At 66.8% G+C, this 17,524-nt stretch carries 16 protein-coding genes; 11 read left to right on the top strand and 5 right to left on the bottom strand.

Translation table 11 applies throughout. From position 1 onward, the window contains the following. Positions 1-10: 10 nt before the first annotated feature. The 5 genes from ACFWF1_RS26565 to ACFWF1_RS26545 form a co-directional block, all read right to left on the bottom strand. Entirely contained in the window at positions 11-1,201 is a 1,191-nt protein-coding gene (locus tag ACFWF1_RS26565) for a cytochrome P450 (protein ID WP_379287823.1), read from the bottom strand. Further along, complete coding sequence (locus ACFWF1_RS26560) at positions 1,198-2,265, bottom strand: methyltransferase domain-containing protein (RefSeq protein ID WP_379287815.1); 1,068 nt, start codon at positions 2,263-2,265, stop codon at positions 1,198-1,200. Before ACFWF1_RS26560 ends, ACFWF1_RS26565 begins: the two co-directional genes overlap by 4 nt. 33 nt (positions 2,266-2,298) lie before the next feature. After that, positions 2,299-4,098 carry a gamma-glutamyltransferase family protein gene (locus ACFWF1_RS26555; RefSeq protein ID WP_379287813.1) on the bottom strand — a complete coding sequence of 600 codons (1,800 nt, stop codon included), beginning with the start codon at positions 4,096-4,098 and terminating at the stop codon, positions 2,299-2,301. Positions 4,099-4,112: 14 nt separating this feature from the next. Then, complete coding sequence (locus ACFWF1_RS26550) at positions 4,113-5,576, bottom strand: FAD-binding protein (RefSeq protein WP_379287811.1); 1,464 nt, start codon at positions 5,574-5,576, stop codon at positions 4,113-4,115. 158 nt (positions 5,577-5,734) lie between these two features. Continuing rightward, a complete protein-coding gene (locus ACFWF1_RS26545) occupies positions 5,735-6,214 on the bottom strand; it encodes a MarR family winged helix-turn-helix transcriptional regulator (protein ID WP_379287809.1) in 480 nt (159 codons plus the stop codon). A gap of 103 nt (positions 6,215-6,317) precedes the next feature. Between ACFWF1_RS26545 and ACFWF1_RS26540 the strand changes: the two genes are divergently transcribed. The 11 genes from ACFWF1_RS26540 (at position 6,318) to ACFWF1_RS26490 (ending at position 17,523) form a co-directional block, all read left to right on the top strand. Next, positions 6,318-7,067, top strand: a complete 750-nt coding sequence (locus ACFWF1_RS26540) for a VOC family protein (RefSeq protein WP_379287807.1) — start codon at positions 6,318-6,320, stop codon at positions 7,065-7,067. Positions 7,068-7,075: 8 nt separating this feature from the next. Further along, a complete protein-coding gene (locus tag ACFWF1_RS26535; RefSeq protein ID WP_379287805.1) occupies positions 7,076-8,269 on the top strand; it encodes an MFS transporter in 1,194 nt (397 codons plus the stop codon). A 294-nt stretch (positions 8,270-8,563) separates the two neighbouring features. Beyond that, complete coding sequence (locus ACFWF1_RS26530) at positions 8,564-9,064, top strand: VOC family protein (RefSeq protein ID WP_379287803.1); 501 nt, start codon at positions 8,564-8,566, stop codon at positions 9,062-9,064. Next, entirely contained in the window at positions 9,061-9,963 is a 903-nt protein-coding gene (locus ACFWF1_RS26525; protein ID WP_379287802.1) for an L-tyrosine 3-hydroxylase, read from the top strand. Before ACFWF1_RS26530 ends, ACFWF1_RS26525 begins: the two co-directional genes overlap by 4 nt. Then, on the top strand, positions 9,960-10,844 hold the full coding sequence (locus ACFWF1_RS26520; RefSeq protein WP_379287800.1) for an LLM class flavin-dependent oxidoreductase: 885 nt from the start codon (positions 9,960-9,962) through the stop codon (positions 10,842-10,844). Before ACFWF1_RS26525 ends, ACFWF1_RS26520 begins: the two co-directional genes overlap by 4 nt. Beyond that, positions 10,844-11,677 carry a phenazine biosynthesis protein PhzF gene (locus ACFWF1_RS26515; RefSeq protein WP_379287798.1) on the top strand — a complete coding sequence of 278 codons (834 nt, stop codon included), beginning with the start codon at positions 10,844-10,846 and terminating at the stop codon, positions 11,675-11,677. Before ACFWF1_RS26520 ends, ACFWF1_RS26515 begins: the two co-directional genes overlap by 1 nt. Beyond that, entirely contained in the window at positions 11,674-12,909 is a 1,236-nt protein-coding gene (locus ACFWF1_RS26510) for an aminotransferase class V-fold PLP-dependent enzyme (RefSeq protein WP_379287796.1), read from the top strand. Before ACFWF1_RS26515 ends, ACFWF1_RS26510 begins: the two co-directional genes overlap by 4 nt. Next, positions 12,909-13,709, top strand: a complete 801-nt coding sequence (locus ACFWF1_RS26505; protein ID WP_379287795.1) for a tryptophan 2,3-dioxygenase — start codon at positions 12,909-12,911, stop codon at positions 13,707-13,709. The genes ACFWF1_RS26510 and ACFWF1_RS26505 overlap by 1 nt, the downstream gene beginning before the upstream one ends. Positions 13,710-13,755: 46 nt before the next feature. Next, entirely contained in the window at positions 13,756-14,820 is a 1,065-nt protein-coding gene (locus tag ACFWF1_RS26500) for a methyltransferase (RefSeq protein WP_379287794.1), read from the top strand. After that, positions 14,813-15,697, top strand: a complete 885-nt coding sequence (locus ACFWF1_RS26495; protein ID WP_379287792.1) for an alpha/beta hydrolase — start codon at positions 14,813-14,815, stop codon at positions 15,695-15,697. Before ACFWF1_RS26500 ends, ACFWF1_RS26495 begins: the two co-directional genes overlap by 8 nt. Then, positions 15,694-17,523: a non-ribosomal peptide synthetase gene (locus ACFWF1_RS26490; RefSeq protein ID WP_379287791.1), complete on the top strand. Its 1,830-nt coding sequence runs from the start codon at positions 15,694-15,696 to the stop codon at positions 17,521-17,523. The genes ACFWF1_RS26495 and ACFWF1_RS26490 overlap by 4 nt, the downstream gene beginning before the upstream one ends. The last annotated feature ends 1 nt before the right edge of the window (position 17,524 follow it).

Genomic DNA, 17,524 nt, shown 5'->3' with positions numbered 1-17,524 from the left:
GTCGCCCCTTTCAGGAGATGCGGATGGGGAGCGTCGCCAGTCCCCGGGTGATGTTGTTCGGTTCCCGGATGGGGGCACCGGTGAGCTCGAGCGTGGTCGCACGTTTTGCGAGGGCGACGAACAGGGCGTTCGCCTCCATAGAGGCGAGCGTGCGGCCCGGGCAGTTGTGTACGCCGAAGCCGAAACCGACAGTGTCCGTCGGGTTGCGGTCGGCCTGGAACCGGTCCGGATCGGGATAGTGGCGTTCGTCCCGATTGGCCGCGGCGTACGAGACCAGGACTCGGGCACCTTCGGGAATCGTGACGCCTTCGACGTCCATATCCGTTGTGGTGACTCGGGAAAAGTGCTGGATCGGTGTCTCCAGCCGGACGCCTTCCAGGAAAGCGCCGGGGACGAGGTTGGGGTCCTGCCGGATGGCGGCCCACTGGTCCGGGTTCTCGGCCAGCAACCACAGGGTGCTCGCCACCCCGGCGATGGTGGTGTCCAACCCGGCGCACGCGTAGGCGCTCATGGTCATCAAGGCTTCGTTCTCGGTGATCTCGCCGCGATCGGCTGCCTCCCAGACGATCTGGCCGAAGCTGTCGGGCAACAGTTTGTCCGGCGTCGCGTCGGTGACCAGGTACTGCATGAGCGCTTCCACGTCGGGAAAGGTCGACAGCTGCCGATCACCGGGCGGCCCAAAGTAATTGAACGCGCCGAGGGCCCAGACCAGAATCTTGTCCCGCTGTTCGTCGCGGGGGAAGCCGATCAGATCCATGACGATGTCCACCGGCAGCTTGGCCGCGAAATCGGTGACGCCGTCGAACGTTTCGCGCTGCATCAGATCGTCGACCAGATCGTCCGCGAGCTGCTCGATATTGCCGGCGACCTGGCGCACGTATTTGGGACGCAATGCCTCGTCCATCACCTTGCGCACCGCCCGGTGCCGCGGCGGGTCCATCGAGAGCAGCGACCCGTCCGAGAGCTCGTTGGCGGTGGGATTCATCGCGATGCCACGGGCGGAGCTGAACCCCTCCCAGTCGGTGAGCGCGGCGCGCACCTGGTCGTACCGGAACAGGCCGTAGAGATCGTGCTCGGTCATCCGGACGACCGGGCCCAGGTCACGCAGGGTCTGGTAGCAGGGGACCGGATCGAGCAGTGCCTCGGTCGAGAACGGGTCCAGCTCGGTCTCGACCGCAGACGTCGTTGTCGAACTGGTCACGGCTGATCCCGCTTCTTTCCGGCCAGATCGTAGAAGCACAACCGGGGCCCGGCCTCCGGCCGCGTGTACATCCGGCGGCAGGTCAGCTCGGATTTCTCGAACACGTCGAACCAGGCCGCACGGTCGCGGGGCAGCCCCTGACCGGTCAGCACGTGGATCAGGAAGAAGTCGTCGTCGTTATCCCTGCTGTCGTAACGGATTTCGGGCTCGCCGACCAGCAGAATCTTCAGCTCGGGGAACGTCGCGGAGATCTCGTTCAACAGGTCGATCACGGCCTGCTCGCCGTGCCGGAAGTGCTCGTGCAACGCGCTCATCATGCAGAGCCCGTCGGCCTCGAAGCATTCCTTCGGCCAGGTCTTCGGGGCGAACGCGTCACCGACGACGAACTTGACCCGATCGGCCACACCGGAGGTGCGGGCGTGCTCGTTGGCCACCGCGACGGCGTCGGCATCGATGTCGAGGCCGATACCGGTCAGCGACGGATCACGCAGGCACGCGTCCACCACCAATTGACCGCCACCACAACCGACGTCGAGGATGCGCTGCACCTCGCGACCACGCATGGCGGTCAGCAGGGTCGGCGTGTGAAAGGCGGAGAACAGGGTGTCGCAGTGCGCGCCGAGCTTGCCGCCGTCGCGGATCACGTCCTTGCCGTATACAGCCTTTCCGGTGAGCAGATCGCCGGTCCTGCTGGTCACCATGCCGTACGCGTCGACGTAGACGCCGAGGCGAGCCAGCGAGACGTCCGTGGTGAGGAATTCGCCGAGCCGGGTCAGGAAGAACTCCTCGCCCCGGGTTTCGAGGATGCCTCGATTGACCAGGTAGCGCAGGAAGCCGGGCCCCATATCGGGATCGATCCCGGCCAGCAGGCCATCGGCGGGGTTGTGCGGACCGTGCCGGAGTCGTTCCAGCAGTGGGGTATCGGCGATAGCCCGTACCGCGTAGCAGACGTGCATCGCGCTGATCATCTCCGGCAGGTCGGACAGCGTGAACGCCTGCCACTCCCTGCGTTGCTGCTCATCGGTGAGTTCGATGATCTCCGGACGGTGTTCGGTGATCGTCATTGTCGTTCCTTTCGAAAAATTTGTCGCCCAGCGTTATTCGGCTACGGCGTAGGCGTGCCGCTTGCGTGGGCTCGCGGCCGCCCTGACGAACTCGTCGTCCTCGGTGAACCCGGTCGCGCAGACCCGGCCGAGCGAGTAGGCCGGGACGAGTTCCACCTCGTGGCCACGCTGTTCCAGCTGCTGGACGACCGCGGGATCGCAGGTCTCCTCGGCCACCAGCACGCCGGGGCGATGCGCGTGCGGAGTGAAGGACGCGGGCACCTGATCGGTGTGGAATGCCGTGGTTTCGGTCGCGGTCTGGAAGTCCAGCCCGAAATCGACGACGTTGAGGAAGAACTGCAACGTCCACTGGTCCTGCCGATCGCCACCCGGCGTGCCGAAGGCGACGTACGGGCGGCCGTCGCGCAGCACCACGGTCGGGCTGAGCGTGGTCCGCGGCCGCTTGCCCGCTGCCAGCGAGTTCGGGTGGTCGGGGGTGAGATAGCCGCACTGACCGCGGGTGCCGAGCGGGAAGCCCAGGCTCGCGATCGCCGGCGAACTCTTCAGCCAGCCGCCGCTGGGAGTCGCGGCGACCATGTTGCCGTGCTTGTCGACGGCGGTGACGGTGACGGTGTCGCCCTTCGTCGTGGTCTCCAGCAGAATCGTCGGTAATCCGTTGCGCAGCTGCGACATCCACTCCGTCTCGGCCGCCGGATAGTCCGGCACGGACCGTTCTGGAATGAACGAGGTGCGCCCGCCCGGTGCACCGGGCCGCAGGTCCAGCGCGGCCCGCGGGCCGACCAGCTTGCGCCGCTCGCGGCTGTAGCCCTCGTCGAGCAGCGCGGCCAGCGGTACATCGCTGAAGTCCGGATCGCCGTACCAGGCCTCACGATCGGCCATCGCGAGCTTCGTGCACTCGGTCACGGTGTGCAGATAGTCGGCACTGCCCTGCCCCATCTTCGCCAGATCGAAGCCGTCTAGCAGCGCGATCTGCTGCAGGAACACCGGTCCCTGCGACCACGGCCCCGGTTTGAACACCCGGTACGGACCGTAGTCGTAGCTCGGCGCGGTCTCCACGGTCGCCTGCCAGCCGGCGAGATCGTCCGCGGTCAGCAGTCCGCTGTGCCGCCGTCCGGTCGAGTCCAGCACCGGTCCGGACGCGAGAAACTCCGAGATCGCCTCCGCCACAAAGCCTTTGTAGTAGGCGTCGTGGGCGGCCTGGATCTGCGCCTCGCGGTCGGTCGACGCGGACTCCGCCGCCTTGATCAACCGCTGGTATGTGTTGGCGAGCGCGGGATTCCGGAAGCGGCTACCCGCAGCCGGGGCGACGCCACCCTGCAGATACGTCTGACCGGACCCGGTCCACTCGTCGCGGAACAGCGGCGCGAGCACCTCGATCGCCTGCGCGGTCTCGGGCAGCAGCGGAAAACCGTTGTCCGCGTAGCCGATCGCGGGCTGCAGCACATCGGCCAGCCGCATGGTGCCGAACTCGGCGAGCATCCGCATCCAGCCGCCGAACGCGCCGGGCACACAGGCGGGCAGCAGGCCGGAGCCGGGGATGCCGCTCAGTCCGAGATCGGCGAAGGTATCGATGCTGATCGCACTCGGCATCGGACCCTGGCCGCAAATCTGCTGCACGTCACCACTGTTCGCGGAATGCGCCACGACGGACAGGTCACCGCCGAGGCCGTTGAAATGTGGTTCCACGACCTGGAGCACGAATCCGGCGGCCACGGCGGCGTCGAATGCGTTGCCGCCGTTCGCCAGAATTCGCATGCCTGCCGCGGAGGCAAGCCAATGGGTGCTGGCAACGGCACCGGTGGTGCCGGTCAGCTCGGGCTTGGATGGAGGCATGGGGGTTCTCCCGGTTACTTGTCCTGGAATATCTGCAGACCGCGCGCGAGGAGGGCGCTCGGGTCGTAGCGTGTTTTCGCGGCGCGGAAGGCCGTCCATTTGTCCCCGTAATGGGCCCGCCAGTCCTGCGCGGTGAAGCGCAGCGAGCCGATCGGGTAGAGCACCGCGCCGTACTGTTCCCGCGCGTGGGCGAACATTCGATCGTTGCGATCGAGCATTTCCTCGATGAATTCCGGATCCACACCGGGGGTTTCGGCCACGGTGTTGATGTCGAGGACGAAGACCCAGTCGGAGCCCTTCGCCTCGGGCACCGGCGGATACGGCCTGGTCATATGCGAACGTCGCTGCGGGTAGATCAGGCTGATCCCGAAGGGTCCGATATCGCGCGCGGTGAGCTGCGACTGCACCTCGCCGACGTACTCCTCGACGTTCGCGCCGGACAGCCACACGTCGTACCACGGCTTGACCAGCCGATCCCAGCCGACCTCGTCGCGCATACCGTCGACCAGCGTGTCGATCTTGTACGCGTAATCCAGGTACGGGGTGTCGTCGATGAGCGGTTCGGTGGTCAGCCCCTCCGCGGCGACCCGATCGTCCGGCGGTGTGGCCGGGTCGTAAAGCACGGTGGCGTACAGCCGGTGGGTCGGCGTGGATTCCGGCGAGTACATCTCGGCGTAGACGTGATCGATGGCGGGCCGCTCGATGAGCGTGCGCATGTCGCGGAAGAACTCGCCGTTGTCGGTGTACTCCAGCACGTAGCTGCGGGCACGTTCGGTCGCGGGCACGAGGTCGAGCACGGCCTTGGTGATGACGCCGCACTGGCCGAGCCCGCCGAGCACCGCCTCGAACAGATCGGGCTTGTGCTCGGGGGAGCAGCGCTCGATATCGCCGGTCCCGGTGACGACCTCGAGCTCGCGAACGTGGTCGACCTGCAGGCCGGTGTTCAGCGCGCCGACGAGCCCGCCGAGGCCGCCCACCGAGAGCGTCCCGCCGACGGTCAGCGAGGTGTAGCCGGTGATGGCGGGCGGGGTCAGCCGCGGCGTCTGTTCGTAGGCGGCGTTGATCAGGTCCTTCCACAGGATTCCGGCGTCGACTTCGGCGACATCCTTGCCGATGGAATGGATGCGGTTGAGGTACTTGTTGTCGATCACCAGGCCGTCGGTGAGGCCCTGGCCGAGAGTGGTGTGCGCGGCGCCTCGGACCGACACGCTGACGTCGTGCGCGCGGCAGAACCGGATCATCGCGGCGATGTCGTCCGCCGAGCGCGGCCGCAGTACCGCGGCGGGCATGTGGTTGGTGATGTTGCCGAGATCGGTGGCGACCGCCTGGCGCGACTCCTCATCGACGAGCAGCTCACCCGCCAGTTCGGGCGCGGTAGCGAACGACAGGCCCGCATTCTCGCCGGTGACCCAACTGCGCTCGAGCGGATCGAAACCCACGACGGCGGACTGTATAGTGCCGGCGCTGAATTCAGGCACGGCAAACTCCTTTCGACGCAATGGTATTGACCGATGGCAAGCACGATGGCTGCGGCCAATTTCCACTACATCGAACATATCCGGACTGCTATGTCCGGCACATCCAGAGAATCCTCAAGTTACTGTCAAAACCTCTTGAAGCCGTAAAACGGTGCAGGCTATGACGATATCGGCGCGGGTTGTGTCGACGCGTGGATAGCCTCGGCTACCTTGCCGCACAGTTCGGCGAAGACGGTCTGCTCGGCCGGGGTGAGCACGGATTCGGCGATCTCGGCGTTGTCCCGCCTGCATTCCGCTGCGCGGTCCAGGAATTCGCGTCCGGCCGGGGTGAGCGAGGTCGTCTGTTCGCGCCGGTCGGTACCGAGCGACGCCTGCTCGACCAGGTTCTGATCCTTCAGCACGCGAAGAGCTTTCGACATCGTCGGGCGGGACACGCTCAGTGCGTCGCTCAGCAGCGACGGCGTCATCGGGCCACGTAGACGCAACATTTCGAGCACGTCGTACTGCTGCCAGCTCACCCGTTCGGGTGTCGTCCGGGTGCGCTGCGCCACCAGCACGCACGTCAGGTGGGCGAGCGCGTTCTCGATCCCGTCCTGCCAGTCGAGTACCTGGCTGTTTTCGTTTTCGTCAACAGGCACTGGCCTCTCCTCGCCCGGTCGTGGACTTGATTTCCTGCTGGAAACTAGTTTACGGTATCGATTGCTAGACCGACTCGTACTCTGTCATACAGGAGGAGTGGTTATGAGCACCTCGGGCGCGAACCCGACAACGGTAGGGTGGTTCGAAATCGCCGCCACCGATCCGGAGCTCGATAAGCAGTTTTACCAGCGGATATTCGATTGGGAATTCACCTCGTTCGGCCCCGGCTATTACACGATCACCGCGCCGGGTGCGCCGGCGAGCATGGGCGCACTACGACGCGGCAGCAGTGACGCGCTGTGGATCAGCGTCGTCTGCGACGATATCGAGGCGACAATTCCGAGACTGGAAACGTTGGGCGCCAAGGTTTTCGAGAGCCCAGCGCGTACCGCGGCAGGCGACCTGCACGCGGTGATCACCGACGTGCAAGGGAACAAACTAGGCCTGTTCGAACCCGCTGTGCGCGAGCCTCGTTCGGCGCCGGTGCCGAACTCGACGGCTTGGTTCGAAATCGGCACAACGGATTTCGTGGCGACACAGAAGTTCTACGAACAAGCCTTCGGCTGGGCATATGAGCGCGACGAGGCCGCCCAAGGGGTGGTCTACTACAGCATTCACCCAGGTGGGGCAAAGGAACCGATAGGCGGCACGATGGATGTGTCGACCCTGCCCAATCCGGTCGATTACGCGATTCCGGGACTGCTCGTCACCGACGTCCCCGACCTGCTCGCGCGCTGCGAACAGGCCGGCGGGCACCGCCTGATGGATCCGTTCTCCGACGCGACCGGTCTGATCATCGGACAGTTCACCGATCCGTTCGGTAATCGGTGGACCGCGTTCGCCCAGCCGTGAGGGGAACCATGCCTTTCGCCGTATATGTGTTGGGCCTGGGCGTTTTCTGTCTCAACACCACCGAAATCATGGTCGCCGGGCTCATTCCGGGCATGTCGAGCGACCTCGGCGTTTCCATCGCCGCCATCGGCTATCTCGTCTCGATCTTCGCCTTCGGCATGGTCGTCGGCGGCCCGGTGCTGATCGTCGGCTTATCCAAAGTGCCGCAGAAGAAGTCGCTGATCTGGCTGCTCGTGGTGTTCGTGGCCGGGCAGACGATCGGCGCGCTGGCCCAGGACTACTGGGTGCTGGTGGTGGCGAGAGTGGTTACCGCGCTGGCGGCTTCGGCGTTCTTCGGCGTCGCCGCCGCGGTCTGCGTGCGACTTGTCGGCGCCGAGCGCCGCGGGCGCGCGATGTCGGTGCTGTACGGCGGCATGATGGTCGCCCAGGTGGTCGGCCTGCCGGTGGCCACGTTCATCGAGCAGCACTTCGGCTGGCGGGCCAGCTTCTGGCTGGTCGACGCGTTGGCGGTGCTGTGTATCGCGGCGGTCGTCCTGCTGGTTCCGTCCGGCGGCAATACCCAGACCATGGACTTCCGTTCGGAGATCCAGGCGTTCCGTAACCTGCGACTGTGGGGTGCGTACGCGACCAATGCCCTTGTCATCGGCTCGGTCGTGGCCGGATTCACCTATCTCTCACCGATTTTCACCGACGCGACCCACTTCGCGCCCGCGACGGTGCCGCTGCTGTTCGCCGTGTACGGGATCGCGACGGTGGTGGGCAATGCCGTGGTCGGCCGGTTCGCGGACCGCTATACGCGGCCGATCCTGTTCGGCGGGCTGATCGCATTGATGCTGGTACTCACCGCTTTCGCGCTGTGTGTCGAGTACAAGGCGCCGACGATCGCCGCCATCGTCCTGCTCGGCCTGGTCGGCCTGCCGCTCAACCCGGCCATGGCGGCCAGGGTGATGTCGGTGTCGAACGAGGGCGCGCTGGTCAACACCGTGAACGGGTCCGCCATCAACATCGGTGTCGTCATCGGCCCGTGGCTCGGCGGCATCGGGATCAATGCCGGACTCGGCCTCACGGCACCGCTGTGGATCGGTGTCGCCATGGCGTTGTGCGGGCTGCTCACGCTGATACCGGATCTCCTGCAACGCGCACACACGTCCACCCAGGACAACGGTGCGGTGCAGCCGGTGTCCGCTGAGAAACATTTGTGACGATCGCCGACAGCATTGTGGCGTAACGTATTAGTGGACGAAACCGTCCATTTCGAGCGTCCATCGGGGCCCCGGCTTCGGTGGACGCTCTTTGAATCCCATTGTGCGCTGGAGTAGCCCGGCCAGAGCGGACTAAACCCCCTGGCAGGCAAAGGTTTCAGGCAATCATCGACAATTGTTGTCTGACACCGATTTAAGAGTTTCTTGAACCCCATTTGATTGCCCCGGACGTCGCTGTCCGTCGAGTATGGAAGGTGCTGGGACAACCCCTCCCGCTGCGGTGAGGGGCCCACCATGAGCACATTCGCGACGGAAAGGCATCCGATGCACGGGCTTGACATCGCGCCGAGATTTCACCACCTCGCCATTCAGACCGACGACGTGGACGCCACGATCCGGTGGTATCAGGAATTCCTCGGCGCCACGGTGGAATGGAAGCTCGACAGCTTCTCGCCACTCACTCTCGACCGACTGCCGGGAATCGAGAAGCTGGTCGAGCTGAAAACGGGGGACGTGCGATTCCACGTCTTCGACCGGGCCGGGCACACGCAAGACGGCCCGGACCCGCTCGGCTACCAATACCAACACCTCGGTCTCACCGTGAACCGGCCGGAAGACCTTGTCGCACTTCGGGAGCAGTGGCTGACGGCGCGCGAGTCGACCGATCTCGCCTGGGCCCGCGACGAGGGACCCTCCGACATCGTGACCGATGCGGACGGCATGCAGAGCCTGTATGTCGTCGACCCCAACGGTCTCGAGATGGAGTTCATCTACTTTCCTGGAGCAGGGTCGTGAGTAGCCATAACGGACGTGACTCGAAGGGGCGCCGTCCACCCGCATTGCAGCCGCATGTGCTGTTCATGCCGCCGATCGGCGACGACTTCGACGGCTCGCCTGATGACGACGCCACCACCGTTGACCGAGAGACGCTGGAGTACAACGTCTTCGGCGCCAAGCCGGTCGAGGAGGAGCGGCTGTTCTGGTACCGCTGGATCGCGGGCCACCAGATCTCGTTCCTGCTGTGGCGGGCCATGCACGACGTCGTGCGGCAGCATGCCGACGAAGACGCCGACCGGCCCGGCGAGCGCGAGCTCGACCTGCTGTCCGCCTGCATCGACGGGTACAGCGCGACGCTGCTCTACTCGTCCACCGTCCCGAGGGAGCACTATCACGCCGACATCAGGGCGCGAATGGCGTTGCAGCACCCCGCGTTCAGCGGCACCTGGGCGCCCGACTATCGAGGGGTTCGCCGACTCTTCCGCGGCAAGATGCCCTGGCAGGAAGACGGCTCGTGCGCCGCGCTCGACGAAGCGGTCGCCCGTAACGAGGTGACGCACAGTCACATCGCCGATCATCTGGTGCCGGACGGTAATTCGCTGCTGCAGAAGTCGGTGGGCGCGCCCGGCGTGAGCGTGTCCCGGGAGAAGGAAGACCTGTACGACAACTTCTTCCTGACCGTCCGGCGCCCCGTGAGCCACGCCGAATTCGTGGCACAGCTCGATGCCCGCATCGCCGACCTCGCCGCGGACCTGAAGCACCACGGGCTGTATCCCAACGTCGACGGCCAGCACCACCCGGTCGTCACCCAACAGTCCGACGAGGCGATGCGACCGCTGGTCGGCGACATCCTGCACGTGCTCGACCGGGCGGCCCGGCTGGTATCGGACATGCGACTCGAGGAGGCGCGCCGATGAAGCACGGCATAGTCCTGTTGCCCGAGCACGAGTGGAAGGTCGCCGCCGACCGGTGGCGGGCCGCCGAGCAGCTCGGCTACCAGCACGCCTGGACCTACGACCACCTGATGTGGCGCTGGCTCGCCGACCGCGACTGGTACGGCTCGATCCCGACCCTCACGGCCGCCGCCACCGTCACCAGCTCCATCGGCCTCGGCCTGCTCGTGGCCACCCCGAACTTCCGCCATCCGGTCGCGCTCGCCAAGGAACTCGTCACCGTCGACGACATCGCCAGCGGCCGGTTGATCTGCGGACTCGGCTCCGGTGCACCGGGATTCGACGCCAGCGTGCTCGGTGGGCCGGACCTCGGCGCGCGTGAGCGAGCCGACCGATTCGAGGCGTTCGTGGAACTCCTCGACACCGTGCTCGTCCGCGGCTCCGTGACAAAGGTGTCACGCTGGTACACCGCGGCGGGCGTGGATTTCCACCCGCGCGCCGCCGACGCGCCGCGCCTGCCCTTCGCCGTGGCCGCGACCGGCCGGCGCGGGATGGCACTGGCCGCCGGCTACGCGCGGTATTGGGTTACCTCCGGCCCGCCCAACGACTTCCGCATGCGGCCGCTGCGCGAGGTCGTGCCCGTGCTGCGGGACCAGGTGCGCGGCATCGACGCCGCGTGCGAGCGGGTGGGCCGGGACCCAGCGACCCTCGGCAAGCTGTTCGTCGCCGACGCGGCCGTCGGCGGGATCACCAGTTCGCTGGCCGCCTACGAGGACGCCGCCGGTGAGCTCGCGGAGATCGGCATCACCGACCTCGTCGTGCACTGGCCGCGTCCGGACCAGCCATATCAGGGCGACGAACAGGTCATTGCCGATTTCGCCGAGAAGCACCTCGGAGGCGAGTGATGCGAATACTGCGAGTGGACATGTTCGGCGCGGCACCCGGCCGCGGCAGCACGCTGGACGTGCTGATCCCGGCGGGCCGGTGCGACGACAATGTGGTGGCCGAAGCCACCGAGTATGCGCGCCACGGCAATTCGGACGAGAGCGCGCTGGTCAGCGAATGCTCCAGGGCGCAGCGGACTTTCGCCTCGCGCATCTTCAACACCGAAGGCGAGACACCGTTCGGCACGCATTCGCTGGCCGGCGTGGCCGCCTGTCTGGTCGGCACCGGTCAGCTCGACCCCGGTGACCTCGGCCGGACCGCCGAGGTCGGCTGCCAATGGCTGTGGACCGACGGCACCGAGGTCCGGGTGCCGTTCGACGGACCCGTTGTGCACGAACAGATTCCGTACCATCCCGGGTTGTTCGGCTGGAACATGGGTACCTCCCATGCGGGCGGCATCGGCCGCGCTTTCAACTTCGTGCGGGTCACCGAGGACCCGCGATCCCTGCCCGTCCCGGATCTCGAGCGGATGCGGGAGGTAGGGCTCACGGATCTCACCGCCTACCGGTGGGACCCGGATCGACAGGAAGTGCTCGCCCGCGTTTTCGCGCCGGGATTCGGCATTCCAGAGGACGCCGGTTGCCTCCCCGCGGCCGCCGCGCTCGGCCTCGCCGGGCTCGGCTTGACCGCCGACGGCAAGACGCCCGTGACGGTCCGCCAGGTGACGGGCGACGGCAACGAATCCGTCTTCGGCTGCACCGGTTCCGTCCACGACGGCACCGCCAGCGTGCAGATCACCGGACAGATCTGGGTTCCCGTGATCGACGACGAGCAGAAAGCGAGCCAGGCATGACAGTGCGACCGGAATCCGGAGTTACCGTGCCGAGCTCACGCCTGCTCGACGAAGCGCGGCATCGCGACGAGGTCGATCCGCTTGCCGAGTACGCGCGGGAGTTCGCTACCAACGGCTCCATCCACCTCAACGGCAATTCCCTCGGCCCGCCGCGGGGCACCCTTTCGGCCGAGCTCGATCGGGTCGTGACCGGACAGTGGGCGCCTCGACAGGTGCAGGCCTGGTTCCAGGACGGGTGGCTCGAACTGCCTCGCACAGTTGGTGACAAGCTGGGCACACTGCTCGGCGCGGGGCCTGGACAGGTGATGGTGGCCGGCGAGACAACGTCGACGACGCTGTTCAACGCATTGATCGCCGCCTGCCGCCTGCGCCCGGATCGTCCGGTGCTGCTGATCGAGGGCGAGTCGTTCCCGACCGACCTGTACATCGCGGATTCGGTGGCCGAGCTGCTGGACCGTGAGCTCGTTGTCGAGACGAGCGGCGGCTTCGATGAATACTTGCGGGACAACGGCTCTCAGGTGGCGGTGGCTCTCGCCGCACCCGTGGATTTCCGCACGGGGGAGCGGCGCGAGATCCGGCCGATCACCGCGCTGTGCCACGCCGTCGGGGCCTTGTCGGTGTGGGATCTCAGCCACGCCACCGGTGTGCTCCCGGTCGACCTCGACGCCAATGCGGTCGATCTCGCCGTGGGCTGCGGCTACAAGTACCTCGGCGGTGGCCCCGGCGCACCGGCTTTCACCTACGTCCCCACCAGACTTCAGCCGACCGTGCACTTCCCCCTGTCGGGTTGGCACGGGCACGCGAAGCCGTTCGCGATGGCGCGGACCTTCATACCGGCCGACGACATCAATCGAGCACGCACCGGCACACCGCCGCTGCTGAGCCTGGTCGGCCTGAATCACGCCCTCGCCCCGTTGATCGAGGTGGGCATCCACGAGCTGCACCGGCGCTCAACGGATCTCAGTGGATTCTTCCTGGAGTGCCTCGCCGACCGCCGCCCGGAAATGCTGGACCAGCTCGCGTCCCCCGAGGACGCGGACCGTCGCGGCGGGCACCTCGCACTGCGAGTTCCCCAGGCGGACAAGGTCGAAAGCACACTCGCCGACAACGGCGTGCTCGTCGACGCACGACCACCCGACCTGATCCGTTTCGCCTTCGCGCCGCTGTATGTGACGCACGAGCAGGTGGCACAGGCGGTCGACGTGCTGTGCCGCGCCCTGGAAGGACTCTGATGACCAGCGCCCCTGAGTATCTCGCGCCCGAGTACGTCACCTACGCCCACATGGACGAGCTGCACGAGCTGCAGGTCCCGCGTAGCGACGCCCGCGGCGAGCTGAACTTCATCCTGATCAGTCACGTGAAGGAGTTGCTGTTCCGCGCGGTGATCGACGATCTCGACACCGCACGGGCCGCGTTGGCACGTGACGACGTGGCCGACACCTGCCTGGCACTGGCGCGGGCCACCCGCACCCAGCGGGTGCTCGTGGCCTGCTGGGAATCGATGAACGGCATGTCGGTCGACGAGTTCATCGCGTTCCGGCATGTCCTCAACGACGCCTCCGGCACTCAGTCCTTCGCCTATCGCGCTTTGGAATTCGTGATGGGTAACCGGCCGGAGCGACAGGTAGAGGCGGCAGTCCGTGACGGGCACCCGCTCCTGCGCGTCGAACTGGAGAAGCCGTCAATATATGACGCCGTATTGCAACACCTTGCCCGGCAGGGATTTTCGATCCCGGCCGAGTGCCTCGCGAAACCGCCTGCACAACAACATGAGTCGAACCCGCTGATCGAAGACGTGTGGCTGCAGATCTACCAGCACCCGGAGCAGCATCACAACGCGCACCGGCTGGCGGAGAGCCTCCTGGAGGTCGCCTATCAATTCTCGCACTGGCGGGCCACCCACCTGCTGGTTGTCGAACGGATGCTCGGCGGCAAGAGCGGCACTGCGGGCACCGACGGAGCACCGTGGCTCCGTGCCATCAACGAACACCGCTTCTTCCCGGAACTGTGGACCTTCCGCACCCGGATGTAGAAGCCCGACACCAATCAAGAACAACCGCTGGAGGATTACGATCACGATGACGGAACTGAAGACCGAGCTGACGAAACCGGTCGACCTCACCTCGCTTGTCCCGGTGTTGTTCGGGTTCGCTGCCTTTCAGCAGCTGCGCGCGGCCTCGGAATTGCAACTGTTCGAATACCTCGACCTGAACGGCCCGTCCACCAGCGACCAGGCCGCCGCGGGGCTGGGTCTGCCCGGCAAATCCGCGCGCCAGCTGCTGCTCGGCACCACCTCGCTCGGCCTCACCGACCGTGAGGGCGAGCAGTACACGCTGAGCGCGATGCTGCACGACGCGATGGCCGACGGCACCTGGCCGCTCATCCGCAACATCATCGACTTCCAGCAGCGGCTGTCCTACCTGCCCGCGAAGGAGTACGCCGAGTCGCTGCGGACCGGGAAGAACCTCGGCCTGAAGCACCTGCCCGGCAAGGGAAACGACCTCTACACCCGGCTCGAGCAGACGCCGGAGCTGGAGGCGCTGTTCTTCCGCGGCATGCACTCCTGGTCGGAGCTGTCGAATCCGGTGCTGCTGCACCAGGTGGACTACAGCGGCGTGACCAAGCTCCTCGATGTCGGTGGCGGCGACGCGGTCAACGCGATCGCCCTCGCCCAGGCCCATCCGCACCTGAAGATCACGGTGTTCGATCTCGCGGGCGCCGTCGAGGTGGCCGGTGACAATATCGCGGCCGCCGGACTCGGCGATCGGATCGATGTGGTCGCCGGCGACATGTTCGGCGATCCGCTGCCCGGCGGATACGACATGGCGCTGTTCGCCCACCAGTTCGTGATCTGGTCGCCCGAGCAGAACCGGGCGCTGCTCGAGCGCGCGTACGCCGCGCTGCCGCCGGGCGGCCGGGTGATCGTGTTCAACGCGTTCGCCGACGACGACGGGCGCGGACCGCTCTATACCGCTCTGGACAATGTGTACTTCGCGACATTGCCTGCAGAGGAATCCACGATCTATCCGTGGCACGAGCACGAAGAATGGCTCGTCGCTGCCGGGTTCGTCGATATCAAGCAGATCCACAACGAAGGCTGGACGCCACACGGCGTCATCGAAGGGCGTAAGGCCGATGAGTAAGCTACTCGACCGCGAGTACTCGCCGAGTTCGGTCGCGCGCGATACCGCCCGCTCGCTGCGGCGGTACCGGACCCGCAGCGACGCCGCCCGGTCCGGGCTCGACGTGCACATCGCGGTGCCGTACGGCGAGGGACACGGCGAACGGTGTCATGTGTTTCCCGCTGTGCCGCAAGGCACTCGGGGACCGGAGACGCCCGCGCTGGTCTTCGTGCACGGCGGCCACTGGCAGGAGTCCGGCATCGATGACGCCTGCTTCGCCGCCGAGCACGCGGTAGCGCACGGATGTGCTTATGTCGCAGTGGGTTACGGGCTCGCCCCGGACCGCACGGTGCCGGGCATGATCGCCTCGGTGGCCAGGGCGCTCGAGTGGCTCGTCACCACCGGGCCGATGTTGGGCATCGACCCGGAGCAGTTGCACGTGGCAGGCAGTAGCGCGGGCGCGCATCTGCTCGCCGCGGCGCTCACCGGGGACAGCGCGCCCCAGGTGCGCAGCGCGTGCCTGCTGAGCGGGCTGTACGACCTCACGGAGATCCCGGAGACCTACGTCAACGAGGCCGTCCGGCTGACGCCCGAGCTCGCGGCCGCGTGCAGCCCGTTGCGGATGCCGCCGCCGCGGTGTGATTCGATCCTGCTCGCCGCCGGGCGCCACGAGACCCGGACGTATCTGCGTCAGCACGAGGTATACGCGGAATATCTTGCCGCACAGTCGGTCCCGGTGACGGCCCAGATCGTGCCGGAGCGGGACCACTTCGATCTGCCGCTGGACCTGGCGGATCCGTCGACCCCGTTCGGCCGGACCAGCCTGCGGCACCTCGGCCTGGCGCCGCGCCGCCCAGGCCCATCCACACCGGAAGGAACGGTGACATCAGCGCGATGAAACAGACACTGACCGCCCCGGTCGAGTCCGTCACGACGGGCCCGGCCGAGGGCGCGACCACCGAAACGATCGCCGACGCCTTCGTGCGGACGGCGCGCGAACATGCCGACCGCGAGGCGATCTCCGACGGCAGCAGCACGCTGACCTACGCGGAACTGGACAACCTCAGCAGCCAGATCGCGCGGGCGTTGCGCGAACGCGGGCTGACCACGGGCGCGCGGGTCGGGGTGCATCTCGAGCGCAGCCTCGCCACCTATCAGGTGTTCCTCGGCGTTCTCAAGGCCGGGCTGGTGGTGGTTCCGTTCAATCCCGTCCACCCCGCGGAGCACAAGTCACGGATGTTCCAGGTCGCCGAGCCCGACGTGACGGTGACGGATGCCGATGCGGTGGAAGGGATTCCAGCGGAGTCGTGCTTGCCGGTCAGTGATCTGATGTCGGCCGCGGCGTCGTTGTCCACGGAATCGGGGCCGTCCGCGGTCACCGCCGCCGCGCCGGCGTTCGTCCTGTTCACGTCCGGCTCGACCGGCGTGCCCAAGGGCGTGGTGATCGCGCATCGCGGGATCTCCCGGGTCTCCCAGCATCTCACCGGCTTCACGCCCGGGCCGGACGACCGGTTCCTGCAGCTCGCGCAGCCCGCGTTCGCCGCGTCGACCACCGACATCTGGACCTGTCTGCTGCGCGGTGGCCGCCTCACGGTCGCGCCACAGGAGATGCCGCCGCTCGGTGATCTCGCGAGACTTATTGCCCGCGAGCGGATTACGGTGCTCAACCTGTCGGTCGGCCTGTTCAACCTGCTCGTCGAGCATCACTCGGAGAATCTCAAGCACGTCCGGACGGTGATCGTCAGCGGCGATTTCCCCTCCGCATCGCACCTCGAGCGCGCGCTGGCGGTTATCGACGGCGACGTGTTCAACGCCTTCGGATGCACCGAGAACTCCGCGTTGACCGCGGTGCACAAGATCACCGCTGCGGATCTGGAGAATGCCGAGATCCCCGTCGGCCGGCCCATGCCCACCGTCGAAATGACCGTGCGTGACGAGGAATTGGTGGAATGCCCGCCGGACCGGATCGGCGAGTTGTGCATCGCCGGCGACGGCGTGGCCGCCGGGTACCTCGGTGACCCGGAACAGACCGAGCGGAAGTTCGTCCGGCACGACGGTCAGCGACTGCTGCGGACCGGCGATCTGGCCAAGCGGACCACCGACGGGGAGATCGTGCTCGCCGGCCGCACCGACCAAATGGTGAAGGTGCGCGGATTCCGGGTGGAGCCAAGGCATGTCGAGCTGACGGCCGAGGCGTTCCCCGGCGTGCAGCAGGCGGTCGCGCAGGCCGTCCCGAGCGATGGGGCCGCGGATCAGCTCGCGCTGTGGTGTGTGCCGAGCACCGGGCACGAGATCGCCGAACCCGAACTGCTGGATCATCTGCGACATCAGCTGCCGGACTACATGGTTCCGTCGGCGGTGCTGGTGGTCGACGCGTTCCCGCGCAACACCAACGGGAAGATCGACCGCAAGGAACTCGGCTCGCGGCTCGCCGCGCACAGCGCCGAGGAGGCGGAAGAGGCCGTCAGCGACGACACCACATCCAGTGTCACCCCGGACCGGCTGGCCGCGGTCGTTCGCTCGTCGCTGGCGGACATCACGAAGACCGAAGAGCTCGACCTGGACGCCGGACTCATCGAAAGCGGAGTCACCTCACTGCAATTGATCGACCTCGGCGCCCGGCTCGAGGAAGTGTTGGGCGTCGCCTTGGCCCCCGACGACATCGTCGGCGCAGGCACCGTCCGTGCTGTCGCCGACCTGATCCGCACCAAACGGCGAGGCTGAG

Source organism: Nocardia sp. NPDC060255, assembly GCF_042727395.1.
Taxonomy (GTDB): domain Bacteria; phylum Actinomycetota; class Actinomycetes; order Mycobacteriales; family Mycobacteriaceae; genus Nocardia.
This window is presented reverse-complemented; position numbering and strand designations above follow the sequence as displayed.

What these genes read in the sequence shown, in the direction of transcription:
- ACFWF1_RS26495 (WP_379287792.1), top strand. Translation starts at nt 14,813, where the DNA reads ATGAGTAAGCTACTCGACCGCGAGTACTCGCCGAGTTCGGTCGCGCGC.
- ACFWF1_RS26515 (WP_379287798.1), top strand. Translation starts at nt 10,844, where the DNA reads ATGCGAATACTGCGAGTGGACATGTTCGGCGCGGCACCCGGCCGCGGC.
- ACFWF1_RS26540 (WP_379287807.1), top strand. Translation starts at nt 6,318, where the DNA reads ATGAGCACCTCGGGCGCGAACCCGACAACGGTAGGGTGGTTCGAAATC.
- ACFWF1_RS26505 (WP_379287795.1), top strand. Translation starts at nt 12,909, where the DNA reads ATGACCAGCGCCCCTGAGTATCTCGCGCCCGAGTACGTCACCTACGCC.
- ACFWF1_RS26555 (WP_379287813.1), bottom strand. Translation starts at nt 4,098, where the DNA reads ATGCCTCCATCCAAGCCCGAGCTGACCGGCACCACCGGTGCCGTTGCC.
- ACFWF1_RS26520 (WP_379287800.1), top strand. Translation starts at nt 9,960, where the DNA reads ATGAAGCACGGCATAGTCCTGTTGCCCGAGCACGAGTGGAAGGTCGCC.
- ACFWF1_RS26560 (WP_379287815.1), bottom strand. Translation starts at nt 2,265, where the DNA reads ATGACGATCACCGAACACCGTCCGGAGATCATCGAACTCACCGATGAG.
- ACFWF1_RS26535 (WP_379287805.1), top strand. Translation starts at nt 7,076, where the DNA reads ATGCCTTTCGCCGTATATGTGTTGGGCCTGGGCGTTTTCTGTCTCAAC.
- ACFWF1_RS26500 (WP_379287794.1), top strand. Translation starts at nt 13,756, where the DNA reads ATGACGGAACTGAAGACCGAGCTGACGAAACCGGTCGACCTCACCTCG.
- ACFWF1_RS26530 (WP_379287803.1), top strand. Translation starts at nt 8,564, where the DNA reads ATGAGCACATTCGCGACGGAAAGGCATCCGATGCACGGGCTTGACATC.
- ACFWF1_RS26490 (WP_379287791.1), top strand. Translation starts at nt 15,694, where the DNA reads ATGAAACAGACACTGACCGCCCCGGTCGAGTCCGTCACGACGGGCCCG.
- ACFWF1_RS26510 (WP_379287796.1), top strand. Translation starts at nt 11,674, where the DNA reads ATGACAGTGCGACCGGAATCCGGAGTTACCGTGCCGAGCTCACGCCTG.